General features: G+C 66.5%; 17 protein-coding genes. 9 read left to right on the forward strand and 8 right to left on the reverse strand.

What is annotated here, in order from left to right; genetic code table 11:
• Positions 1–44: 44 nt before the first annotated feature.
• From ACFC25_RS16395 to ACFC25_RS16405, 3 genes are all read left to right on the forward strand, one after another.
• Entirely contained in the window at positions 45–884 is an 840-nt protein-coding gene (locus ACFC25_RS16395; protein ID WP_337352087.1) for an aminoglycoside phosphotransferase family protein, read from the forward strand.
• 86 nt (positions 885–970) lie between these two features.
• Positions 971–1,570, forward strand: a complete 600-nt coding sequence (locus ACFC25_RS16400; RefSeq protein ID WP_376046969.1) for a phosphoribosylanthranilate isomerase — start codon at positions 971–973, stop codon at positions 1,568–1,570.
• A 97-nt stretch (positions 1,571–1,667) separates the two neighbouring features.
• Positions 1,668–2,069 (forward strand): YccF domain-containing protein, encoded by a 402-nt coding sequence (locus ACFC25_RS16405; protein ID WP_337352088.1) that lies wholly within the window; start codon positions 1,668–1,670, stop codon positions 2,067–2,069.
• Between the two features lie 42 nt (positions 2,070–2,111).
• Here the strand turns inward: ACFC25_RS16405 and ACFC25_RS16410 are convergent, their stop codons facing one another.
• From ACFC25_RS16410 to ACFC25_RS16435, 6 genes are all read right to left on the reverse strand, one after another.
• On the reverse strand, positions 2,112–2,564 hold the full coding sequence (locus ACFC25_RS16410) for a VOC family protein (RefSeq protein WP_376046972.1): 453 nt from the start codon (positions 2,562–2,564) through the stop codon (positions 2,112–2,114).
• Between the two features lie 81 nt (positions 2,565–2,645).
• Entirely contained in the window at positions 2,646–3,515 is an 870-nt protein-coding gene (locus tag ACFC25_RS16415) for a DUF4031 domain-containing protein (protein ID WP_376046975.1), read from the reverse strand.
• Between the two features lie 184 nt (positions 3,516–3,699).
• Positions 3,700–4,569: a hypothetical protein gene (locus tag ACFC25_RS16420; RefSeq protein ID WP_376046978.1), complete on the reverse strand. Its 870-nt coding sequence runs from the start codon at positions 4,567–4,569 to the stop codon at positions 3,700–3,702.
• Positions 4,570–4,627: 58 nt separating this feature from the next.
• Positions 4,628–5,338 carry a response regulator transcription factor gene (locus ACFC25_RS16425; RefSeq protein ID WP_337347343.1) on the reverse strand — a complete coding sequence of 237 codons (711 nt, stop codon included), beginning with the start codon at positions 5,336–5,338 and terminating at the stop codon, positions 4,628–4,630.
• Positions 5,335–6,522: a sensor histidine kinase gene (locus ACFC25_RS16430; protein WP_376046981.1), complete on the reverse strand. Its 1,188-nt coding sequence runs from the start codon at positions 6,520–6,522 to the stop codon at positions 5,335–5,337. Before ACFC25_RS16430 ends, ACFC25_RS16425 begins: the two co-directional genes overlap by 4 nt.
• A gap of 246 nt (positions 6,523–6,768) precedes the next feature.
• Positions 6,769–8,103 (reverse strand): FAD-binding oxidoreductase, encoded by a 1,335-nt coding sequence (locus ACFC25_RS16435; protein ID WP_376046984.1) that lies wholly within the window; start codon positions 8,101–8,103, stop codon positions 6,769–6,771.
• Positions 8,104–8,282: 179 nt separating this feature from the next.
• On the opposite strand from ACFC25_RS16435, the gene ACFC25_RS16440 reads away from it, so the two are divergent.
• The 5 genes from ACFC25_RS16440 (at position 8,283) to ACFC25_RS16460 (ending at position 12,214) form a co-directional block, all read left to right on the forward strand.
• The gene (locus ACFC25_RS16440; RefSeq protein WP_376046986.1) at positions 8,283–8,693 is read left to right on the forward strand and encodes a molybdopterin-binding protein; all 411 of its coding nucleotides are present in this window, start codon (positions 8,283–8,285) and stop codon (positions 8,691–8,693) included.
• A 35-nt stretch (positions 8,694–8,728) separates the two neighbouring features.
• Complete coding sequence (modA, locus tag ACFC25_RS16445) at positions 8,729–9,517, forward strand: molybdate ABC transporter substrate-binding protein (protein WP_376047031.1); 789 nt, start codon at positions 8,729–8,731, stop codon at positions 9,515–9,517.
• A 2-nt stretch (positions 9,518–9,519) separates the two neighbouring features.
• The gene (locus tag ACFC25_RS16450; protein WP_376046989.1) at positions 9,520–10,380 is read left to right on the forward strand and encodes an ABC transporter permease; all 861 of its coding nucleotides are present in this window, start codon (positions 9,520–9,522) and stop codon (positions 10,378–10,380) included.
• Positions 10,377–11,441: a sulfate/molybdate ABC transporter ATP-binding protein gene (locus ACFC25_RS16455; RefSeq protein WP_376046991.1), complete on the forward strand. Its 1,065-nt coding sequence runs from the start codon at positions 10,377–10,379 to the stop codon at positions 11,439–11,441. Before ACFC25_RS16450 ends, ACFC25_RS16455 begins: the two co-directional genes overlap by 4 nt.
• A gap of 92 nt (positions 11,442–11,533) precedes the next feature.
• Positions 11,534–12,214 (forward strand): hypothetical protein, encoded by a 681-nt coding sequence (locus ACFC25_RS16460; protein ID WP_376046993.1) that lies wholly within the window; start codon positions 11,534–11,536, stop codon positions 12,212–12,214.
• A gap of 193 nt (positions 12,215–12,407) precedes the next feature.
• On the opposite strand, the gene ACFC25_RS16465 is transcribed toward ACFC25_RS16460, so the two are convergent.
• Entirely contained in the window at positions 12,408–12,749 is a 342-nt protein-coding gene (locus ACFC25_RS16465; protein WP_337347335.1) for a YciI family protein, read from the reverse strand.
• A 234-nt stretch (positions 12,750–12,983) separates the two neighbouring features.
• On the opposite strand from ACFC25_RS16465, the gene clpB reads away from it, so the two are divergent.
• Positions 12,984–15,641 (forward strand): ATP-dependent chaperone ClpB, encoded by a 2,658-nt coding sequence (clpB, locus tag ACFC25_RS16470; protein WP_376046996.1) that lies wholly within the window; start codon positions 12,984–12,986, stop codon positions 15,639–15,641.
• 110 nt (positions 15,642–15,751) lie between these two features.
• Here the strand turns inward: clpB and ACFC25_RS16475 are convergent, their stop codons facing one another.
• Positions 15,752–16,468 (reverse strand): septum formation family protein, encoded by a 717-nt coding sequence (locus ACFC25_RS16475; protein ID WP_376046999.1) that lies wholly within the window; start codon positions 16,466–16,468, stop codon positions 15,752–15,754.
• Positions 16,469–16,516 lie beyond the last annotated feature (48 nt).

Consider the following 16,516-nt stretch of genomic DNA (forward strand, 5'->3'; position numbering starts at 1 on the left):
CCTAGTTTGTCGGCCGGCCCTGCCACGCGTGGCATGCTGGGGAGATGCGCCAAGGGATCACCGACGAGCAGGGTCGGCTGCTGACGTCCTGGCTAGGAAGTTACACCGTGGTCCGGGACTACTCCTGGCCCCTGCAGGACACGAACGTCCTGCACGTTGTCACGCCGCAGGGTGCAGCCCTTATCGTCAAGGCGAGCACCACGAGCCACCACATCCACCGGGAAATCGCGGCCCACGCAGCCGGTTTCGAAGGGCTCGACGGGCGGGTTCCCGCCCTACGGCATGCGTCCGCAAGGGCCGGGATCCTGGTGACCGAATTCCTGCCGGGGACGCTGGTTGAGGGGACACCGGCCGAGGACGAACCGGAAACCTACCGCCAGGCCGGGGCGCTCCTGAGGTGCCTCCAGCGGCCCGCCGGCGCCTCGCCCCACTACGCCAAAGCTCTGGCCAAGAAGACCCGCGCATGGATGGACCGCGCCCAGGGGCTCCTGCCGGAAACCCAGCTCACCATCCTGGCGCACGAGTTGGATGGCCTGGATCCGGGCACGGTGGAACTCGTGGCCACGCATGGCGATTACCAGCCACGGAACTGGCTCCAGGACAACGGGCTGATCAAGGTCATCGACTTTGGCCGCGCGGAACGGCGCCCCTGGGTGCACGACCTCGTGCGGCTCAGCCACCAGCAGTTCGTTCGCAGGCCGGAGCTGGCCGACGCCTTCTATACGGGCCTGGGCAGGACCGTCGGGCCGGCCGAGGCGGACTTATGGCGCCTGGAGAACTTGAACCAGGCCATCGGCACGGTGGTGTGGGCCAACCAGATGGGTGACGCCGCTTTCGAACAGGCCGGGCGGGTCATGGTGGAGCGGCTGCTGTCCCGCGGCTGAAGACCGGCGTCACATCGGCGCAGGGAGCACTTCCCTGCTAATCTCCTCCCGGGGGACGTCACGAAGACAGCCTGAAGGAGCCGGGAATGTTCGTCAAAGTGTGTGGTCTCAGTACGCCCGAATCCGTCCGTGAGGCGGTCGGCGCGGGGGCGGACGCCGTCGGCTTTGTCCTGACGGCCAGCCCGCGGGTGGTCTCGCCGTCGCAGGTTTCCACTCTTTTGGCCGAGGTGCCGGAAGGGGTAATTGCCGTTGGCGTTTTCCGGCATGAACCTTTGGCCGATGCCCTTGCCATCGCCCGTTCAGCCGGACTCCAGTGGGTCCAACTCCACAGTGACCTCACCCCGGAAGACGTGAGAACAGTGCACGACGCCGGCATGAAGCTGATCAGGGCGGTCACCATGGCAGCCACTGCGGAAGCGTTCGCGGACTGGGGCGAGGAACTCCTGCTGATTGATGCCGCCGTGCCCGGGTCCGGAGAGTCCTGGGACTACGCCTCGATGGTCGACGTAACGGCGCTCCAGGACCGCAAGTGGCTGCTGGCCGGCGGACTGGACCCGGATACCGTGGCGCACGCCACCGCAGCCTCGGGCGCGTGGGGTGTGGACGTCTCCTCCGGCGTGGAGGCCTCGCGCGGGGTTAAGGACCTGGATAAGATCCGCGCCTTCGTGAAGGCCGCCAAGGGCTGACCGCGCACCCATCGGCCGGGCAGGGACCTTCCGGTTCAGGGGCGAATCAGGGCAGACCCCGAGGTTATTGTCGGACCCGTCGGGGCACAATGGACAGATGAAGACACTGCTCAACATCATCTGGCTGGTTTTCGGCGGGTTGTGGCTTGCCCTGGGCTATTTCCTGGCCGGCATCATCTGCTGCCTCCTGATCGTCACCATTCCGTGGGGAATCGCGTCCTTCCGGATTGCCGCCTACACCCTGTGGCCGTTTGGGCGCATGGTGGTGGACAAGCCGGGCGGCTCGGGCGTGTTTTCGTTGCTCGGGAACGTGATCTGGCTGCTGGTCGCGGGCATCTGGATCGCGATCGGCCACGTGGCCACAGCCATCGCCATGGCCATCACCATCATCGGTATTCCCCTGGCCATCGCCAACCTGAAGCTGATTCCGGTGAGCCTGATGCCGCTCGGCAAGCAGATCGTGCCCTCCGACAGGCCGTTCATCACCGCCTACCGCTAAACACGGAAGCAGCCAGGGAAACCCGTCCCGCGAGGCTCCAGACTAATTCGCGGGCCGCTCCACGGTGACGCCGTCCACGGCCTGCCCTTCAATACCCGGGACCAGGCCCTGGGCTTCCAATTCGTCGGACCGGAGCGCCCGGAGCACGCAGAATTCGTTACCGTCCGGGTCCGCCATCACCACCCACGTCACCTCGGGCCCCTGCCCGACATCGACCCGGACGGCGCCCAGGGCCTCCAGCCGCTTCACCTCTTCGGCCTGGTCCTCGGGGCGCAGGTCCAGGTGCAGCCTGTTCTTGAGCTCTTTCCGCTCCGGCACCTTCAGGAACAGCAGGTCAGGGCAGACGCCGTCGGCCGGGCTGCCTGCTGGCGGTTCCAGCACGATTTCGTCTTCGGCCTCGTAAGTCCTGCGCCAGTCCAGGGCTTTTTCCCAGAAGTCGGCGGGTACTTTGGGATCGGTGGAGTCGATGCTGACGGCTTGGATGCGCAGGTTCATCCGAGCAGTCTTCCACCGGCTGCCGAAGCCGTAAAGGCTCTGGACCCTGATGCGACGCGCCGCCCGGGCCGGTGATTGTGCTCAGGCCAGTTCGCCGCGGAGGTTCCGGTGCGCGGCGTCGAGCCACAGCTCGCGTGCCCGTTGGCTGTGGAAGAGCGGGTCCAGTTCCAGCAGTCGGCGGACGACGGCGGCGCGTCCAGCGGCGAAGTCGGCGTCGCCGATGTGCGCATAGTCTTCCCGCACGGCGGCCACATACCTTGCGTAGGGCTCCGGTTCGCCACCGAGAACTGACAGGTCCGCATCGCAAAGGAGGTCGCCGTCGTCGTCCCCTGCTTCCGGGCGATGATCGGAGGTGAGCCGGACCAGCCGTGCCACTTCCTCGATGTCCGCGGGCGGGAGTCCGGCTTGCGTCAGTCGTTCCTCGGCGAGCCGGGCCGAATCCTCTTCGTCCTGGCCGGCGGCTCCGCGGTACACGGCGTCGTGGAACCACGCGGCCAGCTGTACATTGCGCGGCGGAACGTCCGGTTCGGAGAGCAGGTCCAGGGCCTCCAGCACCGCCAGGAGGTGGGTGCGGCCGTGGTACTTGCGATGCTCCTCGCCCCACCGGTCAAGGAGGTCCAGGAAGAGGGCATCGTGGCCTGGCATGATGTTCTCCCAGCGGTTTAGGAGAGGAATCTTCAGGGATTTGTTGCGCTGGCGGGCCGGGATCCGGAGCCCACTGGCGATGAGCTTGCGCACCAGGATGCGCGCTTCCACCGGAAGGGCTCCTGCGGCCACCAGATCATCGAACCGGCGCTCCGGTACGTCGTAGTGGTCACAGTCGAAGGCCCGCTCCGGGATTCCGGTCGCGGCAGCGAAAGTGTGGAGTTCCTCAAGCGAGGTATCCGAGATGAGGTGCGAGAAGTGCGTATCGTGCGCAGGCCAGAGGGGCGGATCGAGGTAGATGGCCATGGTGGAAGTCTAGCCCGGTGCTTCCGTGCGCTCCTTCCCAGTTACCGGAGGGCAGTGCGCCATTACTGGGTCGACACGCCGGCCACAACGCTGTGTCGGAACAAGCAACCGGGCGGGAACGCACACACGCAGAGCGGGACGGCGGCCGGTCCCCCCAATTGAGCCGGCCGCCGGGTTCAGAGGGCTAGCGGCTAGACAGCGCGGCTGCGCGGTCTGCTGCCTGTCGCCGAATTTCGGTGACCTTGGCGATCTCCGGCTCCAGCTGTTGCATGCGGGTGGTGAGGTACTTGTCCAGCAGGGCTTCCAGCTGTCCGTGGAACCTGACCTGTTCGCGGCAGGTTGCGTCAGTCACCGCAATTTTGAACTCGTTCTGGCCCCCGGCTGCCTGACCCGCGGACACGGCCTGGGCGGGGCTTTCGAAGTTGGCGTAGGGCGACTCAACCATGCAGGACTTCCACGAATCGATGGCCTTCTGGAAACCGGAATCGGACATAGACGCACCCGCGGCGGAATTGAGCGAATTCATGGCGACGCCGGTGGCCAGGACGTAGTTCTCCATGCTGCCGTAGATCTTTCGGGCAGCCTCCCCGCCGCAGCCGCCGCCGTAGGTGCCCATTCCGTTCACCGTCACTAGGGCTTCTTCCGTCTGGGGCCCTGAGAAGTCGATCACAAAGGCCGGATCGGCGAAGAGCTCGGCTTCGGCCGTACCCTCTGCCGGTTCGCCGGGCCCGGCGGGCTGCAGCGAGGCGTAGCCGCTTGCTTTGGCGGTGGCTACGTCCAGTCTTCTGAAACCAATGTTGTTGTGAAAGTCCACCGTGTACGTGTTTACGGCGGGCACGAAGTCGTACCCTGCGGCTGCCATGCACTCCCTGACCACGGCCGCCCTGCCCGATTCAGCCGCGGAGTCCGGCGTGGCGTAGGCCTCGGCGCGGGCTGCGATCCCGCTGATGGGCGTTCCCGACGCCGGGATGCTGCCGCCGGGCACGGCAGACGCCGCGAGTGCTGCGGCCGCGCCGGCCGTAAGCATGGCCAATCCGATCATTTTCCAGTTCATGTTTCCCCCAATAAATAGTGATGGTGCGGTGCTGAAAATTGAGTGTGGTTGTCGGGGATCAGTGGCCGCCGAGCAGCCCGTTTTCGTAGGCATAGGCCACGAGCTGAATACGGTTGCGCAGCCTAAGCTTCGCCAGGATGCTTCCCACGTGGGACTTCACCGTGGCTTCGCTCAGCACCAGGCCCGCCGCAATTTCGGCGTTGCCCTGGCCGGTGGCGGCGAGGAGGAACACGTCCTTCTCCCGCCCGGATAGAGCGTCCAGGGCGGAGGTGTTTCCGGCGGACGGCGTGGTGTAGTCGCGGAGCAACTGATTGGTGGCGTGCGGGGCCATGACGGCGTGTCCGGAGTGCACCGTCCTGATCGCTGCGAGCAGGAACTCTGGCGTGGCGTCCTTGGTCAGGAAGCCGGCGGCGCCGGCCTGGATGGCTCGGACCACGGCTTCGTCGTGCTGGATCGTGGTGAGCACAATGACCTTCGGCGGAGTGCCCGGTCCGGAAGAAATGGTGCGGGTGGCCGTGATTCCGTCCATCACCGGCATCCGGATGTCCATGAGCATGACATCGGGTTCGACGGCGGCTGCCAGTTCCACCGCCGCGGCACCGTCCTGCGCCTCGCCCACGAAGTCCAGATCCGGCTGGCTGCGCAGGATCATCCTGAGGCCGGCGCTGAACAGCGGCTGGTCATCCACCAGGGCTACCCGGATCGTCCCGGCGGCTGCGGTGGCGGTGCCCTTTGCTGGGCCCGTTGTGCAGGCTGCTGGTGTGTTCATGGCAGGAGTGCCTCCATTTCAAAGTGCTGTCCGGTGGTGCGCGTCGTGAACGAGCCGCCAACCGCCGTCGTGCGTTCCTTCATGCCGGGGATTCCCCGTCCTGTGCCGGGGCTGGAAGCGGTGGCCGCCGTTGCCAGCTCGGAGCTGACGCGCACCATCAGTCCGTCCGGCCCGGGCCGGACCGAAACCGTGGCGCCTTTGGTCCTGTCGCCGTGCCGGAAAGCGTTGGTCAGGCTTTCTTGGACCAGCCGGTAGGCCGTGAGCCCTTGAAGCGGCGTCACGTCCGTCCCGGAACCCGGGGCGTCCACGGTGACTTGCATGCCGCTGGCCGCGAACTGTGTGGCCAGCGATTCGAGCTGATCCAGGGTAGGCGCCGGCGACGTGTCCGCGGGAGCGACGTTCTCCAGCATGCGCCGGGTTTCCACCAGGGCCCTCCGGGCTGCGGAGGCGATGATCAGCGCCGATTCTTCAACCGCGTCCGGCTCGCTGCGATGGATGTAGCGGATGCCCTCGGCCTGGGCCGTGATGACGGTGAGCGAATGGGCCAGGACATCGTGGAGTTCGCGGGCGATCCGGTTACGTTCCTGCTCCACGGCGAGTTCCGTGGCGGCCTGCCGCAGTCCGGCTTCGGCACGGAGTTGCGCCCTTCGGCTGCTGCCGGCGTTGTTGACCGCCAGGCCAGCTGCCCATGCGGCAAGGTTGAACGCGGCGAAGGCTCCGAAGACAAGGAAGACATAGGTGCCGGTCCGGAGGGCGCCCCGGCCGTAGAGCTGGGCGCCGAAGACGAAGTTGACCCATGTGCCATCCGCGAACCAATTGACCGTGATCAGTCCGGCCGACGCCACGGCAAACGCCGGCAGCAGCGAGCGTTGCCGGCCGCAGAAGCCAAGCGTGGCGAAAAGGATGACCAGCGGCACCGCCAGATAGCTCAGGACTCCGGACACCATGACTACCGGCAGCACTTTGATTGCCTGCAGCAGCAGCGTGCCAGCGGCAAAGGCCAGGGCACCTGCCGGGAAAATCCGGGCCGCGGCCACGGCGGACAGCAGGGCAAAAAGCAGGGCACTGTCCCGGTTGAAGCCGCGCTGCTCCAGTACCAGGAGGGCCAGCAGCACGGCCAGCGCCGTGGCCGGGGCGGCGGCCTCGCGGGCTGGCCTGCGTAAACGCATCAGGAGGGGGAACATGCAACCACCCTAAGCGGGCCGCTTGCCCGGAATGGCGTGGCTACGGACAGTTCAGCACCAAGGATGAACAAGTTCAGCCGGAGTGATGAAAATGCGCGCGTGGGCACCCGGGGGCCTGCCGACGTCGTGCCTTTCCCAACTAGGTAGCAGCAGATGTCGTTTTGACGCCTCATAACGACATCTGCTGCTACCTAGTTGGGGCGCGGGCGGGGGCGGGCGGGCTGGGAGGCTCGGCAAGGAGCCCAGTCAGGAGCCCGCCGGCAGGATGTTCTGGTTCCCACGGAAGATGTTCTGCGGGTCGAACTCCCGCTTGACCCTGGCCAGCCGGGCGTAGTTACCGTTGCCGAACGCAGCCCGGATGCGGTCCTGCCCTTCATTGCCGATGAAGTTCAGCCACACCCCGCCGGTGGCGTAAGGGGCGATCTTGCCCCGGAACTCCCTAACCCAGGCCTTGGCACGTTGGCCTCCCTCGGGCGTGGGGGAGATGCCGTACGGATGGCTCACCCAGGCAGCGTTCCGGTTGATCAGCGGGGTGGCCGCCGCAGCGTTCCCGCCCACGGCGCCGCCCCAGCGCGCGATGAGCTGCTGGGACGTGGCGTCCGGTAAGGTCCGGGCCGATTCCACAAAGAGGTCCAGCGCTTCGTCGGGCAGTTCGTCGTGGTAGTCGGCGCTCCAGTAGTTGTAGTGGTCCGGCGGATCATCGAGGGAAGATTGGAAATCGGCGTAATGGGTGTCGCCCACGAGGTCGACGGCGGGACCGAGTTCGCGGAATGGCCTGGCATGCTCGGAGCCTTCCTCGGGGTCGCCGGCATAGACGTAAGCGATCAGGGTGGCCATCTTTCCCACCATCTCGTCGGGCACAAATGGTTCGGCCGGTGCCGTCACGTATAAGAGCGCCAGGCCCACGCCGTCTGGGGCTGCAAGGGCGAGGTCCCTGAACGCCCGGGTGATGTCCGTTGCGGCCTCGGCCGGCCACAGCCACATCCCGGCGTGCACCACCGGACCGAGGCGGTGGGCCTGGAACGTGAAGGATGTTGCCACCCCGAAGTTCCCGCCGCCACCATGGAGTGCCCAAAAGAGTTCGGGATTCTCCCTGGCGCTTGCGGTGACGCGCTCGCCGTCGGCCGTCACCAGGTTTACGGAGACGAGGCTGTCACACGCGAAACCGTAGGACCGTTCCAGCCACCCGGATCCGCCGCCCAAAGTAAAGCCGGCGACGCCGGTTGTGGAGGCGCGCCCGCCTGTTACCGCCAGTGCGTGCTCCTGGGTGGCGTGGTCGAACTCGCCCCAGGTCAGGCCGGCCCCCGCGGTGACAATGCCGGACTCGGGGTCGACGTCGATCGACTTCATGGGCCGGACATCAATCACCAGGCCGCCGTCGTTCGTGGACATTCCTGCCACTGAGTGGCCCCCGGCGCGGACGGCGATGGCGAGCGAATTGTCCCTTCCGTACCGGAGGGCTTCGGCCACGTCCGCGTCAGTGGAGCACTGGGCTATCAGCGCCGGACGCCGGTCAATCATGGCGTTGAAGACCTTGCGGGCCGGATCATAATCGGGGCTGTCAGGCTTGATCCACTTCATCACAACGCTCCTCAGCGAGTGCGGCTCTTCCCCTCCCCATAGCGTAGGACTCTGGCGGCGGGTGTTCCATAGAGGGGCCATTAGCACGCGCGGCCGGCAGAAACCGGGGGCTTTTGCCATATTTGAGTAAGCGGCACCGAAGGCCACAAAAATCCGCAGATGCGGACTAGAATAGCCAAATGCCCACGATTCGCGTTTCTGAAGCTGCCCGTTTCCTCGGCGTCAGCGATGACACCGTCCGCCGCTGGACGGAGAACGGCACCCTGTCGCCGGTGAAGGACGACGCCGGCCGGTTGGCTGTGGACGGCCTGCAGCTTGCGCAGCATGCCCGGAAGCTCGCGCAGCTCCCCGAGGACCCCCACCGGACCGGAAGCTCGGCCCGCAACAGGTTCGTCGGCCTGGTCACCGGCATCACCATGGACAAGGTCATTGCGCAGGTGGAGTTGCAGTGTGGCCCGTTCAGGGTGGTGTCACTGATGAGCAGCGAAGCCGTCCGCGACCTGGGGCTGGAACTTGGGTCGGTGGCCACCGCCGTGGTCAAGGCAACCACCGTCATCATCGAAACCCCGCACGGAAAGAGCCTCGTATGAGCGGCTTCCGCGGTAGGCGGTGCCTCGTGGCGGTTATGGTCGCCGCCAGCCTGGCCGGAGCCCTCAGCGCGTGCGGTCCGGCTGCCCCAGCCGGCAACGCCCCAGCTGGCACCGCCGCGGCCGGCAACCCGGCCGGCACAGGGCAACTGTCCGGGACTGTGACCGTTTTCGCAGCCGCATCGCTGAAGGGCACATTCACCCAGCTGGCACGCGAGTTCGAGGCGAAGAACCCCGGCACCAAGGTCACACTGAGCTTCGCCGGGTCCTCTGACCTGGCCACGCAGATCACCCAGGGCGCCCCGGCCGATGTGTTTGCCTCCGCCGACACCAAAAACATGGCCAAACTAGCCGACGCCGGACTACTCGACGGGACCGCGACGAACTTCGCCACCAACGTACTGGAGATTGCTGTCCCTCCGTCCAATCCGGCGTCGATCGCTTCCTTCGACGACCTGGCCAAGCCCGGAGTCAAGGTGGTTGTCTGCGCCGGCCAGGTCCCTTGCGGGGCGGCTGCGGACGCGGTGGAACGGGCCGCCGGCGTCACGCTGTCCCCGGTCAGCGAGGAATCCTCCGTGACGGATGTCCTCGGCAAGGTCACATCCGGAGAAGCCGACGCCGGCCTCGTCTACGTCACCGACGTCAAGAGCGCCGGCGGGAAGGCAACGGGGATCCCGTTCGACGAAGCCAGCGAAGCCGTGAATACCTACCCCATCGCCACAGTTCGCTCGAGCCGGAACAGGGACCTGGCCAGGGCCTTCATCGCCATGGTGGCCGGCGCCGAGGGCAGGAACACCCTCAGCGCGGCCGGTTTCGGCACACCGTAGCCATGGCACAGGCCAGGAGCAGCGGGTACGGCGGCGTCCCGCGCTGGATCTACGCTATTGCCGCGGCCGGCGGGCTCTTCGTCCTGCTGCCGCTCGCCGCAATGGTGGCCAAGGTCAACTGGCCGCAGTTCATCCCCCTCGTCACCTCGGAATCGTCGTTGACTGCCCTCGGCCTGAGCCTGCGGACGTCCGCGGCCAGTACGGCGCTGTGCCTGGTGCTGGGTGTGCCGCTGGCGCTGGTTTTGGCCCGCGGGCGCTTCCCGGGGCAGGGCCTGCTCCGCTCCTTCGTCCTGCTCCCGTTGGTCCTCCCGCCGGTGGTAGGCGGCATCGCGCTCCTGTACACCTTCGGACGGCAGGGCCTCCTGGGCAGGACACTGGAAGTCGCCGGAGTCCAGATCGCATTCTCGACAACGGCGGTGGTCCTCGCCCAGACCTTTGTGGCCCTTCCGTTCCTCGTGGTCAGCCTCGAGGGTGCCCTGCGCACAGCCGGGAACCGCTACGAAGCAGTGGCCGCAACGCTGGGTGCCCGGCCCACCACCGTGCTGCGCCGCGTCACCATTCCGCTCGTGTTGCCGGGCCTCGCCTCCGGGGCGGTCCTGTCCTTTGCCCGCAGCCTGGGCGAGTTCGGCGCTACCCTCACGTTCGCCGGAAGCCTGCAGGGTGTGACCCGGACCCTGCCGCTGGAAATCTACCTGCAGCGCGAGACGGACGCCGATGCCGCCGTCGCCCTTTCCTTGGTGCTGGTGGCGGTTGCGGCGGCCGTGGTGGCACTTGCCTACCGCAGGCCGCGTTCCGGCGACAGTACCTCGGCAGGCAGGGAAAGCCCGACGGCGGCCCACGCCAGCGGCGGTGGTGTTACGTGACGTTTTCGGTCCAGGCAGCCGTGGCCGCCCGCGGCTTCGACGTGTCCCTCAGCTTGCTGCCGGGCGAAACCGTGGCCATCATGGGCCCGAACGGTGCGGGCAAATCCACCCTCCTGAACATCGTCGCCGGCCTGCTGCATCCGGACTCCGGCGAAGGCGAACTGGACGGAAAAACCCTGTTCAGCCTCGAAAGCGGGCGCGGCCAATGGACCGCCCCGCATCGCCGGGGCACCGCCCTGCTGGCCCAGGAACCGCTGCTTTTCCCGCACCTGAGCGTCCTGGAGAATGTGGCTTTCGGCCCGCGCAGCGCCGGCGTTCCGAGGCGCGACGCCAGGAAGTCCGCCCTGCGGTGGCTGGCCGAAGTCGAGGCTATCGAACTGCAGTCGCGCCGCCCGGCGCAGCTGTCCGGCGGCCAGGCCCAACGCGTTGCCGTGGCCCGGGCGCTCGCCACGGATCCCGGGCTCCTGCTCCTGGACGAACCCATGGCCGCGCTGGACATCCATGCCGCCCCCCTGCTTCGGCGCTTACTGAAGCGCGTATTGGCGGGGCGCCGCGCCATCATCATCACCCACGACGTCCTGGACGCCCTGATGCTGGCGGACCGGGTCATGATCCTCGAAAACGGCCGGATTGCTGAGCATGGTCCCACCCGCGAGATCCTGCAGTCGCCCAGGAGCCGTTTCGCTGCCGGACTGGCTGGCCTGAACCTCGTATCCGGCACCCTGGCCGGTCATGGGCTACTGGCTGGCGACCTGGAGATCTATGGCCAGCACGACGAACTGCCCGGGCAACTGCCTGCAGGCCAACCCGGGGTGGCGGTCTTTCCGCCGTCGGCCGTTTCCGTTTTCCTTACTGCGGCGCACGGGAGCCCGCGCAACTCCTTTGCCGTCACAGTGACCGACCTTGAGCCGTATGGCGATCGGATCAGGGTCCGGGCCGGTGACGGCGGGCGGTTAAGCGCCGACGTCACACCGGAAGCCGCGGCGGACCTGGGCCTCGTCCCCGGCCTGCACGTGTATTTCGTGGTCAAAGCCGCAGCGGTCACCATTTACCCGGCCTGAGATCATCCCGTGGGCTGAACCTGCGGGCTGCGGACTTGGCTAGGCTGGTCAGCGCCGGTTCAGCCTTGTCGGCCGCAAATGGGGGAGTGCAGTTGAACATACGAAGCAGGAAAATTACGACGGCGGGCGCCGGGCTTTTGCTCGCGGCGGGACTGGCAGGGTGCAGCCTCTTTCCCTCACCCCCGCCGCCCGTTCCGGTGCCGGCCACCCCAATCTCGCTGCTTCCGCCTAACTGCCCGTTCCTGGGGCGGGAGGACGTCCTGCCGGTCCGGATTCCCCAGGGCACGCCAAAGGAAGCCATCGGAGGCGTGCTGAATTCCTATGGGGCGTGGCTGAACGCGGGGTCAGAGGTATTGTCCACCTGGCAGGCGGGTGGCACGGTCCCGCGCGAATGCGTGGACAGCCTCGCGGCAGCAAACGCCGAGGCGTACGCCACCACCCTATTCACCAGTCACACCGACGTGGCGTGGCAGCAGTATTTCAGCACCGTCGGACGGATGAACGCCCAGACCCTGCAGGGAGCATTGGCACTGGAACCCGGCGCAGCACGGCGCGGCACCTTCGAATTGTTGAAGGAGATCGATTCAAGCTCTACGGACAACGGCACCTTCCTGAAGTTCGACGCCGTTCTCAAGCCAGTTGCCGGCGGCCCTTCCGGCGGTAACTGGGAGGAAGGGGACAAGCCCACCCGGTGGTATGTGGAACTCGTCCCGGCGGGGGAGTTCCTGGTCATCAATTACGTGGAGCAGACCCCCGCCGCCGGCTACCAGTAACTCCCCCGCAAGCCATTGACTGCTTTTGTCATTTTGCGTGACACAGTTCACTGCGGCGAGTAATATCTCTTGTGGATCCGCCGCACACCATGGCCGGTCCATCCACTGAGCTGAGCCGATCGGCGCATGCAGACCCTCGGGCGGGTGGCTCCTTGGGGGAGTCACCCGCCCGGGATGTTTAACCCCGGGTCCGCTACATGCCGGGCAGGTCAAGGAATTCGTAGACCTGGATGCTGGCCCCAGGCATCATGAGGTGTGGGTGGCCGTCCAGGAGGGCCTGTGCGCCGTCCAGGTCTTCGGCCTGGATGATGCCATATCCGCCAATATGGCCTGTGCCATTGGGTGCCGAAGTTCCGGTGGCGGTGATCTCCCGGCCTTCCCCCAGAGGACTTCCCATGTCCACGATGCCGCTGCCGGCGCGGTCCGCCCATTCCGTCCAGGCCTTCATGCCTTCTTGGGCCGCTTCCGGTGTGCTCTGCGCCATCTGGGCCTGGGCCGACTGGGGTGCGAGGTAAAGAACAGCAAATTTCTTCATGGTAAAACCTCCGCTCCGGTGCGCCGGAGGACCCTGGCCCCCGGTCACAACCTCGATCCTAGGGTTGGTCCCCATTGCGGGGATACAGTGCAGGGGTAACCGTTTGTGGAACCTTGGGCGTCGGTTGCTCCCGTGGTTCGCTGTGGGCAAAAAACCGCGTCAGAGCGGCATCCCTCAAAGTTGAGCGTAGTAGACTCAACTTAGCTAAATGCAAGATCCCGGAAGGAGCTCTCTTTGGACGTCAAATTCACCACCAAGAGCCAGGAGGCTCTTTCGACGGCAGCCATGAACGCCTCAACTGCAGGAAATCCGCAGGTGGAACCCGCCCACCTGCTCAAGGCGCTGATGGATCAGCGGGAGGGCGTCGCCGTCGCCCTTCTGCGTGCCACCGGCGCTGACCCGGACGCCGTCAGCGTCCAGGCGAGCAGTGCCATCAAAGCGCTGCCGGCAACGTCCGGCGGGTCCACCAAGCAGGCGCAGCTGTCCCGCCCCGCCCTGCAGGCCATCCAGAACGCCAAGAACGAGGCCGATAGGCTCGGGGACACGTTCGTCTCCACCGAAGTCCTGTTGCTCGGGCTCTCAGCCGGAAGTGACGCCGTCGGGCGGTTAATGCGCGACGCCGGGGCCTCCCATGAGGCGCTGCTCGCCGCCCTGCCGGGTGTCCGCGGAGACCGAAAAGTGACCAGCCCGGACCCGGAGAACACCTTCCAGTCCTTGGAGAAGTACGGCACGGACCTTACGGCGATGGCGCGGTCCGGCAAGCTGGACCCGGTGATCGGCCGCGACACCGAGATCCGGCGCATCATCCAGGTCCTGAGCCGCCGTACCAAGAACAACCCCGTCATCATCGGCGAGCCCGGCGTGGGCAAGACCGCCGTCGTTGAAGGCCTGGCGCAGCGGATCGTGGCCGGCGACGTCCCCGAAAGCCTGCGCGGCAAAACCCTGATCGCCCTGGACCTCGCCTCCATGGTTGCGGGGGCCAAGTACCGCGGTGAATTCGAAGAGCGGCTCAAGGCTGTCCTTGAGGAGATCAAAAACTCCGAGGGGCAAATTGTCACGTTCATCGACGAAATCCACACAGTGGTGGGCGCCGGAGCCACGGGCGAGTCCTCGATGGATGCGGGCAACATGCTCAAGCCAATGCTGGCCCGGGGCGAACTCCGGCTGATCGGCGCCACCACGTTGGACGAGTACCGCGAGAACATCGAGAAGGACCCCGCGCTGGAGCGCCGGTTCCAGCAGGTGTACGTGGGCGAACCCAGCGTAGAGGACACCATTGGCATCCTCCGCGGCCTGAAGGAACGCTACGAGGCGCACCACAAGGTCACCATCGCAGACTCCGCCTTGGTCGCCGCCGCCACGTTGTCCAACCGCTACATCTCGGGCCGCCAACTGCCGGACAAGGCCATCGACCTGGTGGATGAAGCCGCCTCGCGGTTGCGAATGGAGATCGACTCCGCGCCGGAGGAGATTGACCAGCTGAGGCGTGCCGTGGACCGGCTCACCATGGAGGAACTGGCCCTCGAGAACGAGAAGGACGCCGCCTCGGTGGAGCGTCTGGTGGCCCTCCGCGCGGACAAAGCGGACAAGATTGAAGCGCTGGATGCCCTCAACGCCCGCTGGGAGGCCGAGAAGGCAGGCCTCAACCGGGTGGGGGACCTGAAGGCCAAGCTGGACGAACTCCGGTCCACTGCCGACAAAGCCCAGCGCGAAGGTGACCTGGAGACGGCATCGCGCGTGCTCTACGGCGAGATTCCGGCGCTGGAGCGCGAACTGAACGCCGCCGCAGCGGCTGAGGCCGAGGTGACGGACAAGCCGGCCCAGATGGTGGCCGAGCAGGTCACGGCGGACGACATCGCCGAAGTGATTTCCGCCTGGACCGGCATTCCCGCCGGCCGCATGCTGCAGGGTGAGAGCCAGAAGCTGCTGCACATGGAGGAGGAACTCGGACGGCGGCTGATCGGCCAGTCCAAGGCTGTGGCCGCTGTTTCGGACGCCGTGCGACGTGCCCGGGCAGGGATCAGCGACCCCAACCGGCCCACTGGCTCGTTCCTTTTCCTGGGCCCCACCGGCGTGGGAAAGACCGAGCTCGCCAAGGCATTGGCTGACTTCCTGTTCGACGACGAACGGGCCATGGTGCGGATCGACATGTCCGAATACGGCGAGAAGCACTCGGTGGCCCGGCTGGTGGGCGCGCCTCCGGGCTACGTCGGTTACGAGGAAGGCGGCCAGCTCACCGAAGCCGTCCGCCGCCGGCCGTACTCCGTAATCCTGCTGGACGAGGTGGAGAAGGCCCACCCGGAAGTGTTCGACATCCTGCTGCAGGTACTCGACGACGGCCGCCTCACCGACGGTCAGGGCCGCACCGTGGACTTCCGCAACGCCATCCTGGTGCTGACCTCGAACCTGGGCAGCCAGTTCCTGGTGGACCAGACCCTGGACGCGCAGGCGAAGCGGAATGCCGTGATGGCCACCGTCAACGCGTCCTTCAAGCCGGAGTTCCTGAACCGACTGGACGAAGTGGTGCTGTTCGACGCCCTGTCCGTGGAGGAGCTGGCCCGGATCGTGGAACTGCAGGTTGCCGAACTGGGCGGGCGGCTGCATGAGCGCCGGCTCACCCTTGAGGTGAGCGAGGGCGCCCGAGCATGGCTGGCCATGTCCGGCTTTGATCCCGCCTATGGCGCCAGGCCGCTGCGTCGGCTGGTGCAGCGGGAGATCGGCGACCGCCTGGCCAAGGCCATCCTGTCCGGCGACATCGCCGATGGCGACACCGTGCTGGTGGACACTGCGGCCGACGTCGATGAACTCACCATCGAGGGGCTGGAGGCTCTGTCCGGGTCCGACGGCGGCGCTCCCGCCGGCACAGGCCTGGTGGTCCGGCGGAAGGCGTAGGCCCGGCCGCGCTCCCCTTACCCAACTAAGTAGCAGCAGATGTCGTTTTGAGCCCTCAAAACGACATCTGCTGCTACTTAGTTGGGATTTAACAGGGGAACGCCCCGCAGTCAGGGGAGCACGCTGGCAGTGATGACGTTCCCGCCGGGCGATGTGACGTAGCAGTCCACCCGGCGGTCGCCGGATTCCCAGCTGGTGGTGCTGGGATAGGCCCGCTGGAAATTCAGCGTGAAGTCATTGGCTGCTGGAGCAAGCTTGGCGGCCTGGCATGCCTCCAGCGCCTTGGCCTTGAGGGTTTCGGCGCCCGGATAGGAGTCACCGGACGGATAGCGGTAGATGGCCACGAGCTGTGCCGAGTGGCCGGTGTCGCAAGCCACCACGCTCGACTTCAGTGCCTCAGGATCGAAATCCTTGAAGCAGTCACCGAGCTGGAAGTCCGCCGGTGGCACGCCGTCCCGAGGCAGCGGGAGTGGGCTCGCTGGCGCTGTAGGCGAAATTTCCATGACTCCTGCAGCGTTTGAGCCCGAATCTCCGCTGTTCCGTGCGTTCTCGCTGAGCCACAGCGCCAACCAGATCAGGGATCCCACCACACCAACGAGGACCAGGACAAAAACGGTCTTCAGGACGATCGGCCCGATACGCCGCGGCTGGCGGGAAGGGGGCGGCGGCGGCATGTCCGGGAGTGGAATGTTGGGCGGCACCGGGGGAGGCACTTGTGGCAGGCCTGCAGTGGGAGGCACTACGGGTTTGGGCGGGCGCGCCGTTCGGCTGGCAGCGAAATCCTCGCCTTCGCCCGCAGGTCCTGTGGCGCCGTCCTTTTGGTTCACTGAAGTGCACCCTCCTGCGTTGCCTTGGTTGATAACCCCGGTCTGTGG

The organism is Pseudarthrobacter sp. NPDC055928, from assembly GCF_042270935.1.
GTDB lineage: Bacteria > Actinomycetota > Actinomycetes > Actinomycetales > Micrococcaceae > Arthrobacter.

Bases quoted from the DNA above. Each gene is read 5' to 3' on its own strand.
- ACFC25_RS16395 (WP_337352087.1), top strand. From the start codon at position 45: ATGCGCCAAGGGATCACCGACGAGCAGGGTCGGCTGCTGACGTCCTGG.
- ACFC25_RS16400 (WP_376046969.1), top strand. From the start codon at position 971: ATGTTCGTCAAAGTGTGTGGTCTCAGTACGCCCGAATCCGTCCGTGAG.
- ACFC25_RS16405 (WP_337352088.1), top strand. From the start codon at position 1,668: ATGAAGACACTGCTCAACATCATCTGGCTGGTTTTCGGCGGGTTGTGG.
- ACFC25_RS16410 (WP_376046972.1), bottom strand. From the start codon at position 2,564: ATGAACCTGCGCATCCAAGCCGTCAGCATCGACTCCACCGATCCCAAA.
- ACFC25_RS16415 (WP_376046975.1), bottom strand. From the start codon at position 3,515: ATGGCCATCTACCTCGATCCGCCCCTCTGGCCTGCGCACGATACGCAC.
- ACFC25_RS16420 (WP_376046978.1), bottom strand. From the start codon at position 4,569: ATGAACTGGAAAATGATCGGATTGGCCATGCTTACGGCCGGCGCGGCC.
- ACFC25_RS16425 (WP_337347343.1), bottom strand. From the start codon at position 5,338: ATGAACACACCAGCAGCCTGCACAACGGGCCCAGCAAAGGGCACCGCC.
- ACFC25_RS16430 (WP_376046981.1), bottom strand. From the start codon at position 6,522: ATGTTCCCCCTCCTGATGCGTTTACGCAGGCCAGCCCGCGAGGCCGCC.
- ACFC25_RS16435 (WP_376046984.1), bottom strand. From the start codon at position 8,103: ATGAAGTGGATCAAGCCTGACAGCCCCGATTATGATCCGGCCCGCAAG.
- ACFC25_RS16440 (WP_376046986.1), top strand. From the start codon at position 8,283: ATGCCCACGATTCGCGTTTCTGAAGCTGCCCGTTTCCTCGGCGTCAGC.
- modA (WP_376047031.1), top strand. From the start codon at position 8,729: ATGGTCGCCGCCAGCCTGGCCGGAGCCCTCAGCGCGTGCGGTCCGGCT.
- ACFC25_RS16450 (WP_376046989.1), top strand. From the start codon at position 9,520: ATGGCACAGGCCAGGAGCAGCGGGTACGGCGGCGTCCCGCGCTGGATC.
- ACFC25_RS16465 (WP_337347335.1), bottom strand. From the start codon at position 12,749: ATGAAGAAATTTGCTGTTCTTTACCTCGCACCCCAGTCGGCCCAGGCC.